We start from the raw sequence: 16,134 nt of genomic DNA on the forward strand, positions 1-16,134 counted from the left end.
AACAGCCCGTCGCGCCGGTCAGTGTTCAACCTCGACGCTGGCCTTCACGACACGACTTTCGGCACGCCGCCCTTGCGCCCTATGGAGAAGGCGATGCGATAGACGTCGGGTAGATCAATGCGACCGTCCCTACGGCGCCGCATCACACCGAGTTCTATGAGCTCCTCAATAAGAGCGGGATACCGATCCGGGTAACGCGGACCGGTTCTCACCTTCTCGTCCTCGACGACATACGATGCCTGCTGCTGCAGAGCCTCGGTCAAATGATGTTGAGACCACAGGCTGATCACATGGCTCTCTTCAATCGGCACCTGCTGACCCGCTAGAGGCTCGATGGCCACCTGGACCCACGGTAGGTCTTCCTTTATCTCTCCAACGCGGGTCGCCGATGCGGCTTGCACCCCACGCCGAATACCTTCATGGTGAATAGCGTAGTCGTGGGCGGCATACTGAGCCGTGGTCTCTTCCACTGCTTTGGTCAGGGCACTGAGAAAACTACGAGGACTGACCTGCTCGGCACCGTCCATCAAGTGGTTGGGCAGCCAGGTATAGGTGTGCCCCTTACGGAAATTGGCCCCCATGTAGGGACCAGCGATCGCCGTGAACAGTTCAGCCTGCTGCTGTTCGTCGCCGAGGAGACGTTGGGGGGGGAGGTGTCTTCCAGGCGTGGCTTCGATCCAACTGGGAGTCTCCGCACGAAATCGTGCAGCAAAAGGAGAGTCGTTGTTCCCGAGATAATGAAAGAGCAGCCCATACAGATTGCTAGGTGACCATTTCAGGTTGGCCGCGTTCGCAGTTAGCTTTGACGCATCGGAGAACGCCAGAAGCGCCCCATCGAACATGTCGGGTCTGATGAAAATCTTGAACCGTATGTTCCGTGTGCTGAGCCGCATCTCCAAGGCGAGCTGCAAGATGCCCGCGACGAGTTGGTCGGCCTGCCGGCGGTCGCGATGCAGATGCTCCAGCGCATCAAAAAGTATCAGCAGCAGGGTTTCTTGGTCCCCGGCCCGGCGATCGGCTTCCGCGATAATCCGATCACGCTCCGCAGGATGTTCGCGCACCCATTGGATGCGAGTCTTCCACGACGACATCCCCACGAGGTCCGGCACACCGAGCGCCGTGAGCAGCACGGTGTTCCACAGATCCCATGGAGCAGCCCCACCGTCCACGAGACTGCGCAGCTCCGCAGGTCCGGGATAGCGTTCAGGGGCATTGTCCGCTCCATATCCGGGATGGACCGTCACCCGGGTAAGTCGATCGATGCGGTACTCGCGCGACGCCACCATCCTGAGCCGGTCGTCGAGCAGCGACCGGAACCAGAAGGTCTTGCCGACACCCCGCCCGCCCTTGACCACGGTCGCGTCCACATTCAGTGCGAGACGGTGACTGTCCGGGGTGAAGAGTGTGCTCACGGTCGGCACAATAGTGTCCGCGTCTTGAGCATTCGGAAGCGAGGTTCCGAGCAGCGTGCGGAGTTCCTCGACTCCGAGATCCCCGATCATTGCAGTCCTTCGATGATAAGGCGCGTGGCAGTATTCAGGAACTCATCATACGCAGCCTGTACGAGTGGAGTGTCGCTCCAACCAGGGCTGGCCGCTCCATCGAGACCGACCAGATCCGTGGCGAACAGGATCGGGATGGGAGAATGCGGAGCCGAGGTGTCCTCAGGACTCGGATTGAACCCTGACATGTCATCTGGCGGCAGGTCGTCGTAGAGCATTGAGAAACACGTCCACGCGTGATCACGGAACAGTTCCAGATAATCAGCACGCCGATTGTTGGGCACCATCGAAGCGACCATGCGGAGTTTCTCGCGGACCGCCTCGGCCTGGCTCGACGTACTCCATGCCGTAAACAGATCGCTGTAGCCCTGCCACGTCTGGATGTTGTCGGCGCCGAAGAGCAGGGCGAGATCGCACAGTCGCGATATCGCGACGGCAGCTATATCGTGAATCCCTGCTCGACTGTCAAGGAGGATCACGTCGGGCCGGCGACTCCTTTCCTCGACAGCCTTCTCACAGGCTGACACAGCGCGCTCAAGCCGGTCCGCGAAGGAAGGGTGCGTACTGCCGGGGATATCCGCGTAGATACGGTTGAGCTTTTCGACATAAGCATAGGGCGCACCATCTTGACCTCGCCCCCGCGCGGGGGCGACCCACAGCTCACCATTACCGGTAATCGAGACGCCGGAGGCTCGCTCCACCAGGTCCAGTCCTTCGGCATTGCCGACGGCCGACTCGACCAGGTGATCCACCAGACCGTACCGAGGAGTGGCCTCCTCCGCGAGGAGAAGCGGGCCCGAGCCTGGGGACTCCAGATCCAGGTCGACGACAAGAACACACCAACCCTGCTCGGCGAGGTGTTTACCGAGCATGAAGGTTGCCGTGGACCGGCCGACCCCGCCTTTAAAGCCGTACAGCGCTACACGCGCCGTACGGACACCGGCCACCTCGGGCGATGGTGTGGTGACACGTGCCCAGTCCTCACCCACCACGGTATTGTCCAGCGAGCGTATGCGTCCTTGGCCGGGAGTCGGTCGCGAATCCTGCTCTTCGACCACGCGTGGCGAATCGAAGACGGCCTCCGCCGCGAAGAGTCTTTCGGCCAGCAGCACCGGGTTGGGGGCAGCGTACGGGCCCAGACGTCTCTGTAGCTCGGTCCGCCACTTGGCAACGGTCTCTTCCGGCACTCCCCCAAGCCGGTCATCAAGGGCCAGACAGAACCGCCCGAGAACGTCGCGGATCAGGACACTGTCGATTCCCCTCGCCGCCGCCTCGCGTGCGGTGATGAGAGCAATGGGCCGCGCCTCGTCGAATCGGACAATACCGGCGGAAGAATTCACTGAAATGTTCCTGTGATGAGCGTCTGCTGATGCATTGTGAGAATCTGGGCAGCGGCGGCTTTGCGTTCGTTCATGGTCGTGGCGCTGAGCGAGGGGGCGCCGTGGTAGCGGTCGGTAACATCCCAGGTGGCGAAGGGCGCACTGGAGTTCAACATACCGGCCAGTGTGCCGCCCGACCGGCCATGGGCGAGAGCCGCCACGTCGGACCACAGGTCGGGCAGGTGTCCGTGCGTCCTAGGCTTGCCGTTCGCATCGAGGGTCCACGGCTTGGCCGATGGTTTACCGCCGGGCTTCAACGGTGCCATGGTCGCATTCAGGTGCCGAAGCAGGAGGCTCTTCAGAGCGCACTCTACGGAGAAGCCGTAGTGATGGTCGGCGTTGGGCAACCGTTCGTCGTCGTGCAAATAGACCGCGTCTTCATAGTGGCGGCGGGCGGCCTGGGCGAAGTGATCCTCTGGGGGGAAGTTGGACACGCCTAGATCCTATTGAGCGCTCGTACGCTGGTGAGGCGGGTTGCAGGACTCTGCATGTTCGAGCCACAAAGAAGGTCAAGATCCGACTATTTCGCCACGTTCCGCCGTGCCGGTGCAGGAACCGCTTCCCCGTCCGGTCTCCGTCTCCCCATGCGGAGACCGGACGGGTACCGCGGTCTGCTAGGACTACTTCAGGCCGAAGGCCCGGGTGATGGTCTGGGTGACACCGCCGTCACGCTGGTCGGCGGTGACCCGGAGGGACACGTAGCCGGCTCGCTGCGGCGCGCGCAGGGACGCCCGCCAGGTGCCCTTCTTCTCCTTCAGGTCCTGCCGCTGCCAGGTGGCGCCGTCATCGTAGGAGACCGCCAGCGTGACCGCGGAGACCGGATCCTTGATGGCGTCACCGTTGAGCACTACCGGTGTGATGGACAGCTCAGACGCGCGCCGCGCCCGGCCTTCGGCGTCCAGGTCCGTGCCGTAATCGAGCTGGACCAGGGGGATGGTCGCCACGTCGGCCCCCACCGGGGCGCCGGAGGTGAACCTCCACTCGGTCCGGGTGGCGGTGGAGTAGGGGGTGAGCGCGGGGTCGACCTCGGCCTCGACGACCACCCGGTAGGGCGTCTTCTGCGCCGCCAGGTCGCCGACGTTGAGGTAGGGCCATCCTTCGACCAGCGCCAGTTGCTTCTCGCCCTGGTACATCGTGATCGTCTGCTTCACGCCGGACACGCCGGACCCGCCGCTGTGCGCGGCTCCCGCGTCACCGAACGCCTGGATGGTGGCGCTGAGCCCGGTCTCGCCGCGGAACGGGCCTTCGGCGCTGATCATGCGCGGCCGGATGATGGGGCCGAACCAGCGGTCCTTCTGCACGCTGCCCGGCCGGTAGGACAGCCGGTCGGTCTGCGCGCTTCCCCAGCCGTCCAGACCGGCGGTCTGCTGCCAGACGACCCCCTCTCCGGCGGAGACCCAATCGGTGCGCGCTCCCTGGGCGACCGGCTCCGGGGCGAAGGCGGGAGCCGAGTACCACTCGTATGGCGGGTAGTCGGTCCGGAACTCCAGGCCCTGCCTGCCGTGCGGCGTGAACTGGAGATCGACGCGGGCGAGGTCGCGCGGGCCGGTCCTGGCGGAGGGGTCCTCGGGCACCCCGCCCTGGTGGTAGTCGACCAGGTCGTACAGGTACTCGGACGCCGGGTGGGCCTCGACGTCCAGCCGCAGCGCCTCCTTGCCCGCGGCGGCGATCTCCTTGATCAGCTCCTCCCCCTCGTCCAGCGTGACCGAGGCGACCGGGATCGGCCCGGTCGAGAAGCCGTCGGCGGCGCCGTACCAGTCGCTCCTGCGGCCGGGCCCGTTGTTGACCACCAGGAGCATCGCCGCGCCGGCGGCACGAGCCGCCGCGGCCTGGTCGGCGGGGGTCACGGCGCCGGCGCGTACGACCACGGCCTTGCCGCGGACGGACAGGCCGGCGTAGTCCCCCTGCGCGCCGTTGCCGGCGAACGCGGCGTCCAGGCGCGAGGCGCCATCGGGCATCGCCGCGGAGCCGGGCTGCACGAGGACGTCATCGAGGTCGTGGCCCCGGTAGCCGATCTTCAGCGGCGTCTGCCTCGCGCGGAACCGGGTGGTGAAGACGAAGCTGCCCTTCTGCACCTTCTTCTTGCTCGGCAGGGCCCACAGGCTGTCGTAGGCGGGCGGAGTCATGATCACTTCGTGCAGGGCGCCGCTGTCGCCGGGCGCGGGCTTGCTGGAGGTGAAGGAGCGGAAGATGTCGACCCTGCTGTCGACCACGGCGGTCGGCTTGGGCGTGACCACCTTCACCTGGCGTGCCCGCGAGGCGTCGAGCTCCACGCTGCGGTCGGCCGTCAGGTCGACCTCGGGAGCGATCAGCATCGCGAGCCCGAGGGAGTTGGAACCGTGCAGGCCTTCCACGTCCGGGATGGCGAGGACCGTGTAGGAGCCGGGGGCCCACCGGCTGGTGAGCGTGCCGTCCGGGACCCACATGAAGGTGCTGCCGCCGTCGGCGCCCTTGATCTCGACATCGCCGCTCAGGGGCCGGCCGGCGCGGTCCTTCAGGTGGACGGTGAGGGCGTACTTCTCGGATTCCACCGAGACGCCCACGACCGTGTGCACCTCACCGGCCGCGTGCCGCGCCCTGACCTGGGCGGTGTACCGGCCGGGCGCGAGCCCATCGGGGTTCACCGTGACGTCGACCGCCGAGGTCCCGCGCGCGGGCACGGTGAGGTGGTCGGCGGCGATCGTGAACGCCTTCTCGGGCGAGCCGCCACGGTCGACGGACAGGTCCAGCGTGACGGGGGCGTCCGTGGTGTTGGTGTAGGTGATCTTCTTCTTGATCGGCTGCCGCGACTGCCCGCCGGACGACCACTGGGACAGCCCGGCGTCCACCGATCCGCTCGCGACGACCTGGTCCTTCACGTAGGCGGCGCCCACGTCCAACCGGCCGGCGCCGGCCTGGTAGGGGCTGTAGTCCGGCGTCGGCACGCTGGTGCTCATCAAGGCGTCCTTGATCTGCCGCGCCGTCCACTCCGGGTGCTTCTGGGCCAGCAGCACCGCCGCCCCGGCGACGTGCGGCGTCGCCATGGAGGTGCCGCTGTCGGTCCGGTAGTAGCCCTCGCCCCACTCCATGTACTGCGAGCGCGCCGCCAGCACGTCCACGCCGGGAGCGGTCAGGTCCGGCTTGAGCGCGTCGTCGTTCAGGCGCGGCCCGGCGCTGGAGAAGTCGGCGAGATGGTCGGAGCCGTCCACCGCGCCGACGGTGAGCGCGGCGTCCGCGGTGCCCGGCGAGGCGACGCTGTAGGCGCCGGGCCCGTCGTTGCCCGCGGCGACGACGAAGAGCGCGCCGGTCTCGGCGCTCAGCCGGTTCAGCGCCTGGCTCAGCGGATCGTCCTGGGTGTGCCAGCCGCTGACGCCCAGGCTCATGCTGACCACCTTGGCGTGCTCGGTCCGGGTGGCCCACTCCATGCCCGCGATGACGCTCGAGATCGGCCCGGAGTTGTTGTCGTCGAGCACCTTGCCGATCAGCAGGTCGGCGCCGGGGGCGACGCCCCGCTCCTTGCCGCCGGACGCGGCGCCCGTCCCGGCCACGGTGGAGGAGGTGTGGGTGCCGTGCCCGTTGCGGTCGGTGACCTCCTGGCCCGGGATGAAGCTCTTGGACGCCGCGACGCGGCCGGCGAGGTCCGGATGGGTGGCGTCCACTCCGGTGTCCAGGACGGCGACCCGGACGCCCGCGCCCGTGCCTCCCGCGGCCCAGGCCGCGGGGGCGCCGATCTGCGCGGTGGTGTCGGCGAGGGCCGCCTTCGCCTTGCCGTCCAGCCAGACCTTGTCGATGCCGGCGGCGAACGGGGGCGCCGCCTGGTCGTCCGGCGTGCCGTCGGACCGCTTCGCCGAACGCCCGTTCTCCTGCGCTGCGCCGGTGAGGGCCGACCAGAAGGCCGTGGCCTGCGACCGGCGGGCCCGGACCGCCTCACCGCCGATGGAGGGAAGGCCGAGCGTGGTCCTGGCACCCGGCAGCGCGGTGCCGTCCGGGGCGTCCGTTGCACCGGACTTACGGGCGGCGGAATCCTGCGCCCGGGTGACGATCAGGGGGAGTTCGCTGCTGTGCGCGTCGTCGTAGCCCTGCGCGATCAACCGGGTCACGTCGAAGAGCTGCTTGTCGAGCCGGCCGGCCGCGATGTAGGCGACGGCCGGGTCGGGGTACACGTAGGTGTCCCCGCTCTCGGTGGAGATGCGAACAGAGCCCGTGGCTCCCGGCGCGCGCTCGACGTCCACAGAGGAGGCGGCGCCGGTCCGCTTGGTCACTTTCACCTTGTCGCCGGTGATCAGCGTCACCGTGGTGGTCGCGCCGGGCACGCCGCCGCTCGCGGGCGGCGCTCCCGTTGGCGATTCCGCGGGCGAAGCACTGTGCGCCACCGCTGGGGTGATCACAACGGCGGCGAGGGCCGCGGCGACGGACGCCGCGGCCCTCCGGGGGGAACAGGGCCTCACTTAGCCTCCAGAGTCGATGAACCGGACGAATCCGATCACCCCTGGCAAGGCCCTGTAAAGGACTTGAAGTTACTACTTTCTTCCTATAGTTTGCCCTTTCGTTAACTTTCCCGACATAAGCCGCATATCAGGACATCTGCCTTCGAGGGCCTCCCATGGACGCCCTCCACGATGCTCGGCGCGTCCCCGAGGGTCGCGCGTCCTGCTAGATCATCGCGGCAGGTCCTCCTGCCGAGTCCGGCGGAAGTCTCATTCAGGAGGGCGGCGACCGGTCGGCACAGTCTCCGTGTTCGACCGATTACGCGCGTATACGATCTACTGAAGCCCTTACGGAGGTTTCCGTCCTCCCATGCCCCCGGAGTCGATGTGAGCGAGCTGATGCGCATGCCCCTGGCCGACGGCGGCCAGGTCGTCGTGGAGATCGCGGACAACGAGCCGGCGGTCCGGCGGGCTTCACGCACCGGGGACAAGATCGAAGCCGCCGTGGACTCCCTACAGTCGGCCCTTCAGCCGATCAGGGAGGCGGCGGAGGCCGCCCTGGACACCTTCCGCAAGTCCGGTCCGGACGAGGTCGAGATCGAGCTGGGCGTCAAGCTCAACGCCGAGGCAGGCGCCGTCATCGCCAAGTCCGCCCTCGAAGGACACCTGACCGTCAAACTCACCTGGCGCCGCGTCGCGGAGTCCTGACATGCGTCGCTGGTCGGTTCGCGTCCGCGCGGGCTCGGGGACGTGCGGCGCCGGCGTGCTGATCGACGACCGGCACGTCCTGACCTGCGCCCACGTGGTCAACGCCGCTCTTGGTCGGCATGCCACCGAACGGTCCCGCCCGGCCGAACCGGTCGAACTCGACTTCCCGATCGCCGCAGGCGGTGCACGGTTCCGGGCATGGGTCACCGACGACGGCTGGTTCCCCATCGAGGACGACGAACGCGGTGACGTGGCCATCCTGGAGCTCCGCATCACGCCGCCCGACGGCACCGCCCCCGCCGAACTGACCGAGCGCGCCGAACGCGGCACGGCCGTGCGCGCCTACGGCTATCCCCCAGGACTCGACACGGGCGTGTGGGCGGTGTCGTACGAGGTCGGCGACCCCGGCGGTCCCGAATGGGTCCAACTCGACGCCACACGCGCCGTCGGCAGGCGTATCCAGCGCGGGTTCAGCGGCGCCGCCGTGGAACGCGACGACACCGGCCAGGTCGTCGGCATCGCCGTCACCGAGGACGGCGACGACGGCGCCAAGGTCGCCTGGATGCTCCCCGTCTCGGCCCTGCTCCGCCGCTGGCCGCGCCTAGCCGCCTCCTGCGGGCCTACTCACTCGGACGGGTCGGCCCGCTCGGAGATGACACCGGTCCCCCCGGAGCTCACCGGCGTTCTCCGCCAGATGTGCCAGGTATCCGATGACCTGCCCTATCCGCTGCGCGGCGCTCATGGACGCTTCCCCCTGTCGGAGGTGTACGTACGGCAGAGCGTCGCCGCCGCTCCCGAACCGCGCAGACCGTGGGAGGAGGACGGCGAGGAGTTCCCGGAGGAGGACCGGCGGCCGTCCGCGGGCCTGGCGCAGCCGTTCGAGCAGGTCTTCGAGCAGCACGACCACCTGGTGATCGAAGGCGCGGCCGGTCTCGGCAAGACCACCCTCGGCAGGATGCTCGTCCGGCACTTCGCGAAGGCCCTGCTTGACGGCAAGGCCCAGGAGGGCGAAGCACTGCTGGTACCCGTGATGCTGCCGGCCCGCGTGCTGGCCCTTCATCTCCGCGGCGGCTGGCCCGAGGCGCTGCGGGCCTCGGTCACCGCGGAGTACGGGCCGCCCGACGGCGAAGTGGCGGCGTCCCTGTTCACCGGGAAGGTGAGCGGGCGTCGGTGGCTGGTCGTGGTGGACGCCCTGGACGAGATCCCCGACCAGGACGACCGCGAGCGGCTGCTGACCGCGCTCGCGTCCCGGTTCCCGGGCGACGACGGCCCGGCCGGGTTCCTGGTCACCACCCGTCCGCTGTCCCCCGGCGAGATCGACCGCCTGCGCGGTCCGGGGGTCGGCTTCTACGAGCTGCAGCCGTTCGACGAGGACGCTCTGGTGCAGTTCACCCGGAACTGGTTCGACCCGGACGACACACCTGCGGGAAACGCGGCGGCGGAGGAGTTCCTGCGGCAGGTGCGGCTGGCCGGCCTTGAGGAGGTGCTCGTCGTGCCCCTCCTGGCCACCGTGGCCGCCCACCTTCACCAGTCCCGCCGCGACCGCCCGTTGCCGGCCGGACGGTACGAGCTGTACGAGGAGTACATCGGACGGTACGCCCAGGCCCGGATCGAGGCGGGAGCCTCGTCACTGGCCACCCTGGACGAGGTCCCGGGCGGTCCGCGGCTGGCGGAGTGGTTGTACGAGCACCGGGTCGCGCTGATGGAAGCGCTGGCCACCGCCTACACCACCACCGAGACCCCGCTCATGGACGTCGCGCGGCGCTTCCTGGCCGACCATGCCCCGATGCCCGCCCGCATGCCCCTGGACTGGGAGAGCGCCCTCGCCGAGTGGCTGTCCCAGACGGGGGTGCTGTCGAGGAGCCGCACCCGCCTGCGGTTCCTGCACCAGACCTTCGCCGAGCACCTGGCCGCCACCGCCCGCGCCAAGACCCTTCCCGGCAAGTTCCACCCTGGCGAACCGCCATGGGAGAAGCTGGTGAGCGACCTCCTGCTCGGCGACGACGCGGCCGGCCTCGTGGTCCTGCACTACCTGCACCTCGTGGGACCGGGCGCGGCGCTCCTGGACACTCTCCAGCACGGGACTCTCAATCAACGTGGTGCCGCGGACGGCCTGGTCGAGAAGGGCGCCCCCGTCTCGGACGCCCAGCTCACGGCCTACCTGTCCCGGCTGGAGAACTTGGTGGGAACGGGTTCGGTGACGGACCTGGAGGAGGTGATCGCCCTCACCCGCCACGCCCCCGTCCGCGAACGGCTCGAAGGACTGCTGGCAGACGCGTCCCTCGGCGCCGCGACCAGAATTTCCATCATCGACCTGCTCCGGGAGCGATCGAGCGGAGTACGTCGCGACGGACCGGCGCTATTGCAAGCTTTCGCCACCGCCGAGCATGAGGCGGGAATCCGCTGCAAGGCGGCGACCGTCCTGTCCAGGTTCGGTGGCGATCACCGCGACGATGCCGCGCGGTTGCTCGTCGCCCTTGCTCAGGATGGCGACACGGAGATCACCGATCGTTTTTCGGCCGCCCAGAGCCTGGCGCGGCTGGGCGGCCGGCACCGGGCGCACGCGGCCGACCTGCTCCACCGTTTGGCCACCGACCCGGCGGTGTATGTCTGGCACCGCGTGGAAATGGCCGAGGAACTGGCCAAATGCGGTCACGAGCAGCGGCCGCGCGCCGCCAAGATCTTGCACGATCTGGCCATAGACCGGTCTGTTTTGAGTTCAGAGCGACAATCGGCCGCCGTCAAGCTGCACAAGCTGGGAGGCCGACACGTTCATGAGAGCGTTCACCTGCTGGGGCGACTGGCACACGATCTTCGCCGTGATCGGTTGGACCACGCTCTGACTTTGACCGCACTTGTGAAGATCGAACCATCCCGTCGTCCAGAGGCCGTCGAAGCGCTCCTGCGGGTGATCGTCAACCTCCGCCTCAGCGGAGGGGCAAGAGTCATCGCTGCCGGCGAACTGGCGGAGCTCGGCGGAGCGCATCGGTCGACCGCTGCGCGGGTCCTGTTCGACCTCGCCAGCCGACCCGATGCCGGGAGCCTGATAGGCAGCCGCTACAGAGCGGCGGAGGAGCTGACCAAACTCGGCACCGACCACCAGCCGAGCGGCGCGGAAGCCTTCTACGCGATCGGCCTCGACGCCGCCGTTCCGGCCGGGCAGCTCCACATGACGGCCGTCCAGCTCGCCCAACTGGACGACCGCCATAGGACGCAGGCCGCCGACCTTCTGCTGAAGCTGGTTGCTGGACCGACTCTCCTGTTCACCCGCCGCCTCCGGGCCGCGAGCACGCTGGCCAATCTAGGGACGCGTTTCCTGTCGGACGTCCTGCACTTCGCCGACGAGCTCTTCCGTCATCCCTTCTCCTCGTCGGCCGAACGCACCCTGGCGTTGGCGACACAGACGACGCTCAAGCCTGGCGAGACACCGTTGGCCGCCACACTGATCCATCGGCTGGCGATGACCGCGACGACCTCCGCCGAGACCCGGTTGCACAGCGCCCGGGTACTGGTGGACCTGGGGGCCGGGCACCTCGACCAGGCGGCGGACGTGTGGAAGCGCCTGGCGTACGACCACGCGGCACCGATCGGAGCCCGCCGAGACGCGGTGGAGCGCCTGCTCGAGCTGGGTGCCCGATATCGCGAGGAAGCGAGCGCGGCTTTCCGGGACCTCACCGACGACCCCTCCATTGACGCAAGAGAGAAGACCCTTCTTCTTCTTGAATGCCACTACCTGTCTCCTTCATTAGGTGCCGACGTCTATGACCGCATTGCCGCCGACGTCATCGTCGATCACGATGAGAGGAGATACGCCGTCCGCCAGGTGCACGGCGACGGCACCGACCGGCACCGTCGGGCCGTAGCCCTTTTGCACCAGCTCGTGACGGATCCGGCCGCCACTACGACGGCTCGCCTGAACTCCGTACAGGAGTTGGCATCCCTCGGTCCGGATCATCGTGCGCGGTGCGGCGCGATCCTCGATCGGATGGCCGAGGTTTCAGGCGCCCATGTCTGGCATCGGCCGGCGATCCTGGCCGACATCGCGAAGTTCGACGCCTCCCAGCGCGAGCGCGTCGCCGAGTCGCTGTACCGGCATGCCACCGACCCACTCGTCTTCCCGGACTCGGCCCGCGAGGCCGCTGCCGAACTCGCCGGACTCGGTGACGAACAGCGCGAGCGCGGCGCGGAGATCCTCAAGCGGATGAGCCTCGACGTCCTCCTCGACGCACAGGTGCGGCGGAGGGCGGCCGGCTCGCTGATCAAGCTGGGTGAACAGGAGGAGAACACCGGGGTGGACCTGCTGTACCGGCTGGCCACCGACACAGGCGAGCCGGACCTGGACGATCGCCGCCTGGCCGCCCGGGACCTCGCCAGGCTGGGCGGCGAGCGACGGGCCCAAGGAGCCGAGGTGTTGCGCCGGCTCGCGGCGGATGCGTCGGCCGATGCCGCGGTACGTCTCGCGGCGGCGCAGGATCTCGCCGGTCTGGGCGGCGACGAGCGCGACGAGGGCGCGGAGCTCCTGCACCGGCTGGTCGTCGAGCTCGCCGACGATCCGGAGGAGCGCCTGCGAGCAGCGCGAGAGCTCGTCACGCTCGGACCCGTCGCCCAGTCCCGCGCCCTGGTCCTCCTCGGCGAGTTGACGACGGACACCGGCGCCGACGTCACGGTCCGCCGCTGGGCGGCGGAGTTCCTGGGCGGGCTACTGTCCCCGCAAGCGCTGGAGACCGCCGTGGCGGGCCTCCACCGCCTGGCCGCAGACGGTGACGTGGATCCCTGGAACCGGCTGTGGGCCGTCGAGTCCCTGGCGAAGCTCGGCCCGGACGCGCGGCGGCTCGCCTTCGAGGCGGTGCGGGCGTTCCGTGGGGAGGCGGACGGGCCGGACGGCGACCTGCCGCGAGCGCTCGCGGTCGCGGCGATGGCGGACGTGAGCGAGGCCTGCCACTTCGACGCGGTGGACCTGCTCACCCGGCTGGCCGAGGACACCTCACGCCCGGGTCGTGAACGACTCCAGGCCGCCACAGGTCTCCTGGAGATCAGCGACCTTCATGCGAAGCGGGGCACCCGCCTGCTCGGACTGATCGCAGAAGACCCTGCGGTCCGAGCATGGGAACGCCGCCAGGCCGCCGAAGCCCTTGCCCGTTACGGGCCTGCTTGCCGTGCGCGGGCCGTCGACCTGCTCGACGCCATCGCCGACGACGTCTCCACCGACCCCTGGGAGCGGGCGGAAGCCGCGATGGCCCTCGCCGAGCTGTCCGCCGACAAGCGCGAACGCGCGATCGCCCACCTGCGGCGCATCGCGCTGGGCCAAGGCGTCTCCGGCGACCAGCGCCGTCACGCCATCGGCATGCTCCTCGGCCTGGGGCCTGAGGCGCGTGCCGCGGGCATCAAGGCGCTCCAGTCGATGGCCGGCGACCGGAGAGCCGGAGACGACGAACGATGGGAAGCGTTGGCCGTCCTGGTGGAACAGGAGGAGGACCGCGACCTGCTGGCCCGAACCCTCCACGAACTCGCAGGCGAAACGAGCGCCGATGCGGGCGTGCGGCGAGCGGCGGCGGACGCGCTGGCGATGCTCGGCGACGAGCGACGTCGTGAGGCGGCCGAGGCGCTCAGGAACCTGTCCGCCGACATGACCGTCGCGGGCGTCCACCGGGCCCTGGCGCTGGGCTCCCTGGCCGCCATGACCTCGGACGCGTCCGTCCAGGAAGAGGCCGGTGAAGCGCTGGCGCGGGAGGGGGCCGACGCCTCCACCCCGGCGCCGCTCCGTCGTCTGGCCGCCGAGGCGCTGACCCGCCGTCACCTGGTACACCAGGGCAAGGCCGCCGAACTCCTCCACGAGATCGCCACAGAGGACTCGGCGGAACCCGAGGAACGGCTCCTGGCCGCCCAGGCATTGGCCGGAACGGGGCCGGGCGGCCGGGAGGCCGCTGTCCGGCTCCTGAAGGAGTCCAGCACCGACCCGCTCGCGAGCCCGTACGAGCGAGCCGTCATGGCCATGGCCCTCGCTGAGCTTCGGCCGTCGTACCGGAGGTCCGCCGGTGACCGCGCCCGAGCACTGCTGGACGATCCCGGCTTGCCGGCCGACCGGCGGCTGACGATCGCTCGGGATCTCACCGAACTGGGGACGCCGTATCGGCAGGCCGCCATGGCCGCCCTGCATGATCTCGTGGTCGACTCCTCGTCCGACAGCGGGACGAGATTCCGCGCGGCCGAGGCCCTCGCCCGCGTGGCCGGCGCCAAGGGCCGGGTCAAGGGGCCGCTCTCGCCTCGTGACGCGCCGGACTGACCAGGGGTGGCGCGAAGCGGATGGAGCACCAGACGGTGCGGCCGAGGCCGGGGCCGGAAGCGTGGGTGCCCCACTCCTCGGCCAGTTCGCGGATGATCAGCAGCCCTCGGCCGTTCTCCGCGTCCGGTTCCTCGCGCACCACCGGTGCGCCGTGCAGGGCCCCAGGGTCGTTCACTTCCACGTAGATCGCGCCGTCGTCCTCCACGAGCGTCAGTGCGATGAAATCGTCGCGCCCGCATCCGGCGTGCGTGATCGCGTTGGTCACCAGCTCCGAGACGGCGAGAACGACGTCGTCGGCCGCCGGGTGGTCGGTGCCCAGCCATCGGCGCACCTGACGACGCGCGAGCGGCACTGATTCGCGGACCCCCGGCAGGGCCGCCCTCCCCAGAACATTCGGCCGCGGATTCGCAGGCTCCATCGTTTCACCGTCCGTTTCCGAAATCCGATCCGCAGGACTTCCGACGGTGCCAGAATCCAACTACGCTTAGTGCTTGATCGACTTCAACGAGTTATCAACGCATCGACTGAAACCCTCGGTGAAACGCTGAGGAAAGGCCACCCGGAGCCCCCCATGCCAAAGGAAAGCGAGCTCAACCCGTCCGAATCCCCGACCGCCCTGTTCGGTTTCGAGCTGCGACGACACCGGAAAGACCGCGGATGGTCGCAGATCCGCCTCGCCCGCGCGATCCCCTACTCGGTGGGCACGATCAGCATGATCGAGACGGCACGGCGCTCCCCGTCCGAGGACTTCGCCCGCCGCTGCGACGAGGCACTACAAGCCGAAGGCGCCCTCATGCGCCTCTGGCCCATGGTCAGCCGCCCCACCGCTCCCCCCTGGTTCCGCCCCTGGCTGGACGTGGAGACCACGGCCGAGTCCCTTCGGACCTGGGAACCTCTCCTCGTTCCCGGTCTTCTCCAGACCAAGAGCTACGCACAGGCCATGTTGAGCGGAGAACCCGGCGTCAGCCCGGAGGAGGTCGAGGAACACCTGTCGGCGCGAATGGAACGACAGGCCATCCTCGGACGCCCCAAACCCCCCATGCTCTGGGTCGTCATCGACGAGGGAGTGCTGCACCGGCGCATCGGCAGTCCGGCCGTGATGGCGGAGCAGCTCACCTACCTCCTCGAAGCAGGCCGGAGCCCGAGGATCATCATCCAGGTCCTCCCCTTCCGCGCCTACTCCACGACGGGCCTCCTGGGCGGCTTCGCCATCGCCCAAGCTCAAGGCACCCCCGACACCGCATATGTAGAGGCGGCCTCGAATGCCCAAGTGACCGACTGGACAGAGACCGTGCGGACCCTAGCATTCAGATACGAGGGAATTCGCTCCGAAGCATTGTCACAGCGCGATTCCCTGGAGCTGATCAAGGAGACGGTGCAGCGATGGACGAGCTGATCCGCGAGTTACGGAAGGTCGAGTGGATCAAATCGACCCACTCAGGAAGCAATGGCGGCAACTGCGTCGAGATCGCGCGTCTTTCCGGAAGCCATCGTGGCGTACGCGACAGTAAAAGCCCTTTCGGGCCGATCCTGATGTGCAACGGGCCGGCCTGGAACGCGTTCATCCGCGGGCTGAAGCACGGGCTGATCGAAGATGGGGTGAGGCGGAGGTCGGAATGACCCGGGAGCTGGAAGAGGTCACCTGGCGGAAGTCCTCCTGGTCGGGGCCCGACGGAGGCAATTGCGTCGAAGTGGCCCAGTTTTCCGGAGGACGACGAGGCGTGCGCGACAGCAAGAACCCCCTCGGGCCTGTCCTGGTGTGCGAAGGGTCAGCGTGGGAGATGTTCATCGACGGCTTGAAGGAGGGAGCCAGGAGGACATTTTGCGGGGGTATGGGTTAGTTGCTCCTTGTTCGG

10 protein-coding genes are annotated in these 16,134 nt (G+C 68.7%); 5 read left to right on the top strand and 5 right to left on the bottom strand.

The window, feature by feature from the left end:
* Positions 1-44: 44 nt before the first annotated feature.
* The 4 genes from ACFQSB_RS01005 to ACFQSB_RS01020 form a co-directional block, all read right to left on the bottom strand.
* Positions 45-1,412, bottom strand: coding sequence for a hypothetical protein (locus tag ACFQSB_RS01005; protein ID WP_380823772.1), 1,368 nt, complete (start codon positions 1,410-1,412; stop codon positions 45-47).
* 86 nt (positions 1,413-1,498) lie between these two features.
* Positions 1,499-2,842: a KGGVGR-motif variant AAA ATPase gene (locus ACFQSB_RS01010; protein WP_380823773.1), complete on the bottom strand. Its 1,344-nt coding sequence runs from the start codon at positions 2,840-2,842 to the stop codon at positions 1,499-1,501.
* Positions 2,839-3,315 (bottom strand): hypothetical protein, encoded by a 477-nt coding sequence (locus ACFQSB_RS01015; protein ID WP_380823774.1) that lies wholly within the window; start codon positions 3,313-3,315, stop codon positions 2,839-2,841. The genes ACFQSB_RS01010 and ACFQSB_RS01015 overlap by 4 nt, the downstream gene beginning before the upstream one ends.
* A 186-nt stretch (positions 3,316-3,501) precedes the next feature.
* Positions 3,502-7,173: a S8 family serine peptidase gene (locus ACFQSB_RS01020; protein ID WP_380823775.1), complete on the bottom strand. Its 3,672-nt coding sequence runs from the start codon at positions 7,171-7,173 to the stop codon at positions 3,502-3,504.
* 501 nt (positions 7,174-7,674) lie between these two features.
* Here ACFQSB_RS01020 and ACFQSB_RS01025 point away from each other — a divergent pair.
* Together ACFQSB_RS01025 and ACFQSB_RS01030 are read left to right on the top strand one after the other, a co-directional pair.
* Positions 7,675-7,995, top strand: coding sequence for a CU044_2847 family protein (locus tag ACFQSB_RS01025; RefSeq protein ID WP_380823776.1), 321 nt, complete (start codon positions 7,675-7,677; stop codon positions 7,993-7,995).
* Between the two features lies 1 nt (position 7,996).
* Positions 7,997-14,278: a trypsin-like peptidase domain-containing protein gene (locus ACFQSB_RS01030; RefSeq protein WP_380823777.1), complete on the top strand. Its 6,282-nt coding sequence runs from the start codon at positions 7,997-7,999 to the stop codon at positions 14,276-14,278.
* On the opposite strand, the gene ACFQSB_RS01035 is transcribed toward ACFQSB_RS01030, so the two are convergent.
* Entirely contained in the window at positions 14,241-14,696 is a 456-nt protein-coding gene (locus tag ACFQSB_RS01035; protein WP_380824047.1) for an ATP-binding protein, read from the bottom strand. The genes ACFQSB_RS01030 and ACFQSB_RS01035 overlap by 38 nt on opposite strands.
* 69 nt (positions 14,697-14,765) lie before the next feature.
* On the opposite strand from ACFQSB_RS01035, the gene ACFQSB_RS01040 reads away from it, so the two are divergent.
* Genes ACFQSB_RS01040 through ACFQSB_RS01050 form a run of 3 tightly spaced genes read left to right on the top strand, consistent with a single transcriptional unit; the run spans position 14,766 to position 16,119 of the window.
* Positions 14,766-15,674 carry a helix-turn-helix domain-containing protein gene (locus tag ACFQSB_RS01040; protein WP_380823778.1) on the top strand — a complete coding sequence of 303 codons (909 nt, stop codon included), beginning with the start codon at positions 14,766-14,768 and terminating at the stop codon, positions 15,672-15,674.
* Entirely contained in the window at positions 15,662-15,898 is a 237-nt protein-coding gene (locus ACFQSB_RS01045) for a DUF397 domain-containing protein (RefSeq protein WP_380823779.1), read from the top strand. The genes ACFQSB_RS01040 and ACFQSB_RS01045 overlap by 13 nt, the downstream gene beginning before the upstream one ends.
* On the top strand, positions 15,895-16,119 hold the full coding sequence (locus ACFQSB_RS01050; protein ID WP_380823780.1) for a DUF397 domain-containing protein: 225 nt from the start codon (positions 15,895-15,897) through the stop codon (positions 16,117-16,119). Before ACFQSB_RS01045 ends, ACFQSB_RS01050 begins: the two co-directional genes overlap by 4 nt.
* The last annotated feature ends 15 nt before the right edge of the window (positions 16,120-16,134 follow it).

This window comes from Sphaerisporangium rhizosphaerae (genome assembly GCF_042665155.1).
In the GTDB taxonomy this organism is placed as follows: Bacteria; Actinomycetota; Actinomycetes; order Streptosporangiales; family Streptosporangiaceae; genus Sphaerisporangium; species Sphaerisporangium rhizosphaerae.

What these genes read in the sequence shown, in the direction of transcription:
- ACFQSB_RS01030 (WP_380823777.1), top strand. Translation starts at nt 7,997, where the DNA reads ATGCGTCGCTGGTCGGTTCGCGTCCGCGCGGGCTCGGGGACGTGCGGC.
- ACFQSB_RS01035 (WP_380824047.1), bottom strand. Translation starts at nt 14,696, where the DNA reads ATGGAGCCTGCGAATCCGCGGCCGAATGTTCTGGGGAGGGCGGCCCTG.
- ACFQSB_RS01045 (WP_380823779.1), top strand. Translation starts at nt 15,662, where the DNA reads ATGGACGAGCTGATCCGCGAGTTACGGAAGGTCGAGTGGATCAAATCG.
- ACFQSB_RS01050 (WP_380823780.1), top strand. Translation starts at nt 15,895, where the DNA reads ATGACCCGGGAGCTGGAAGAGGTCACCTGGCGGAAGTCCTCCTGGTCG.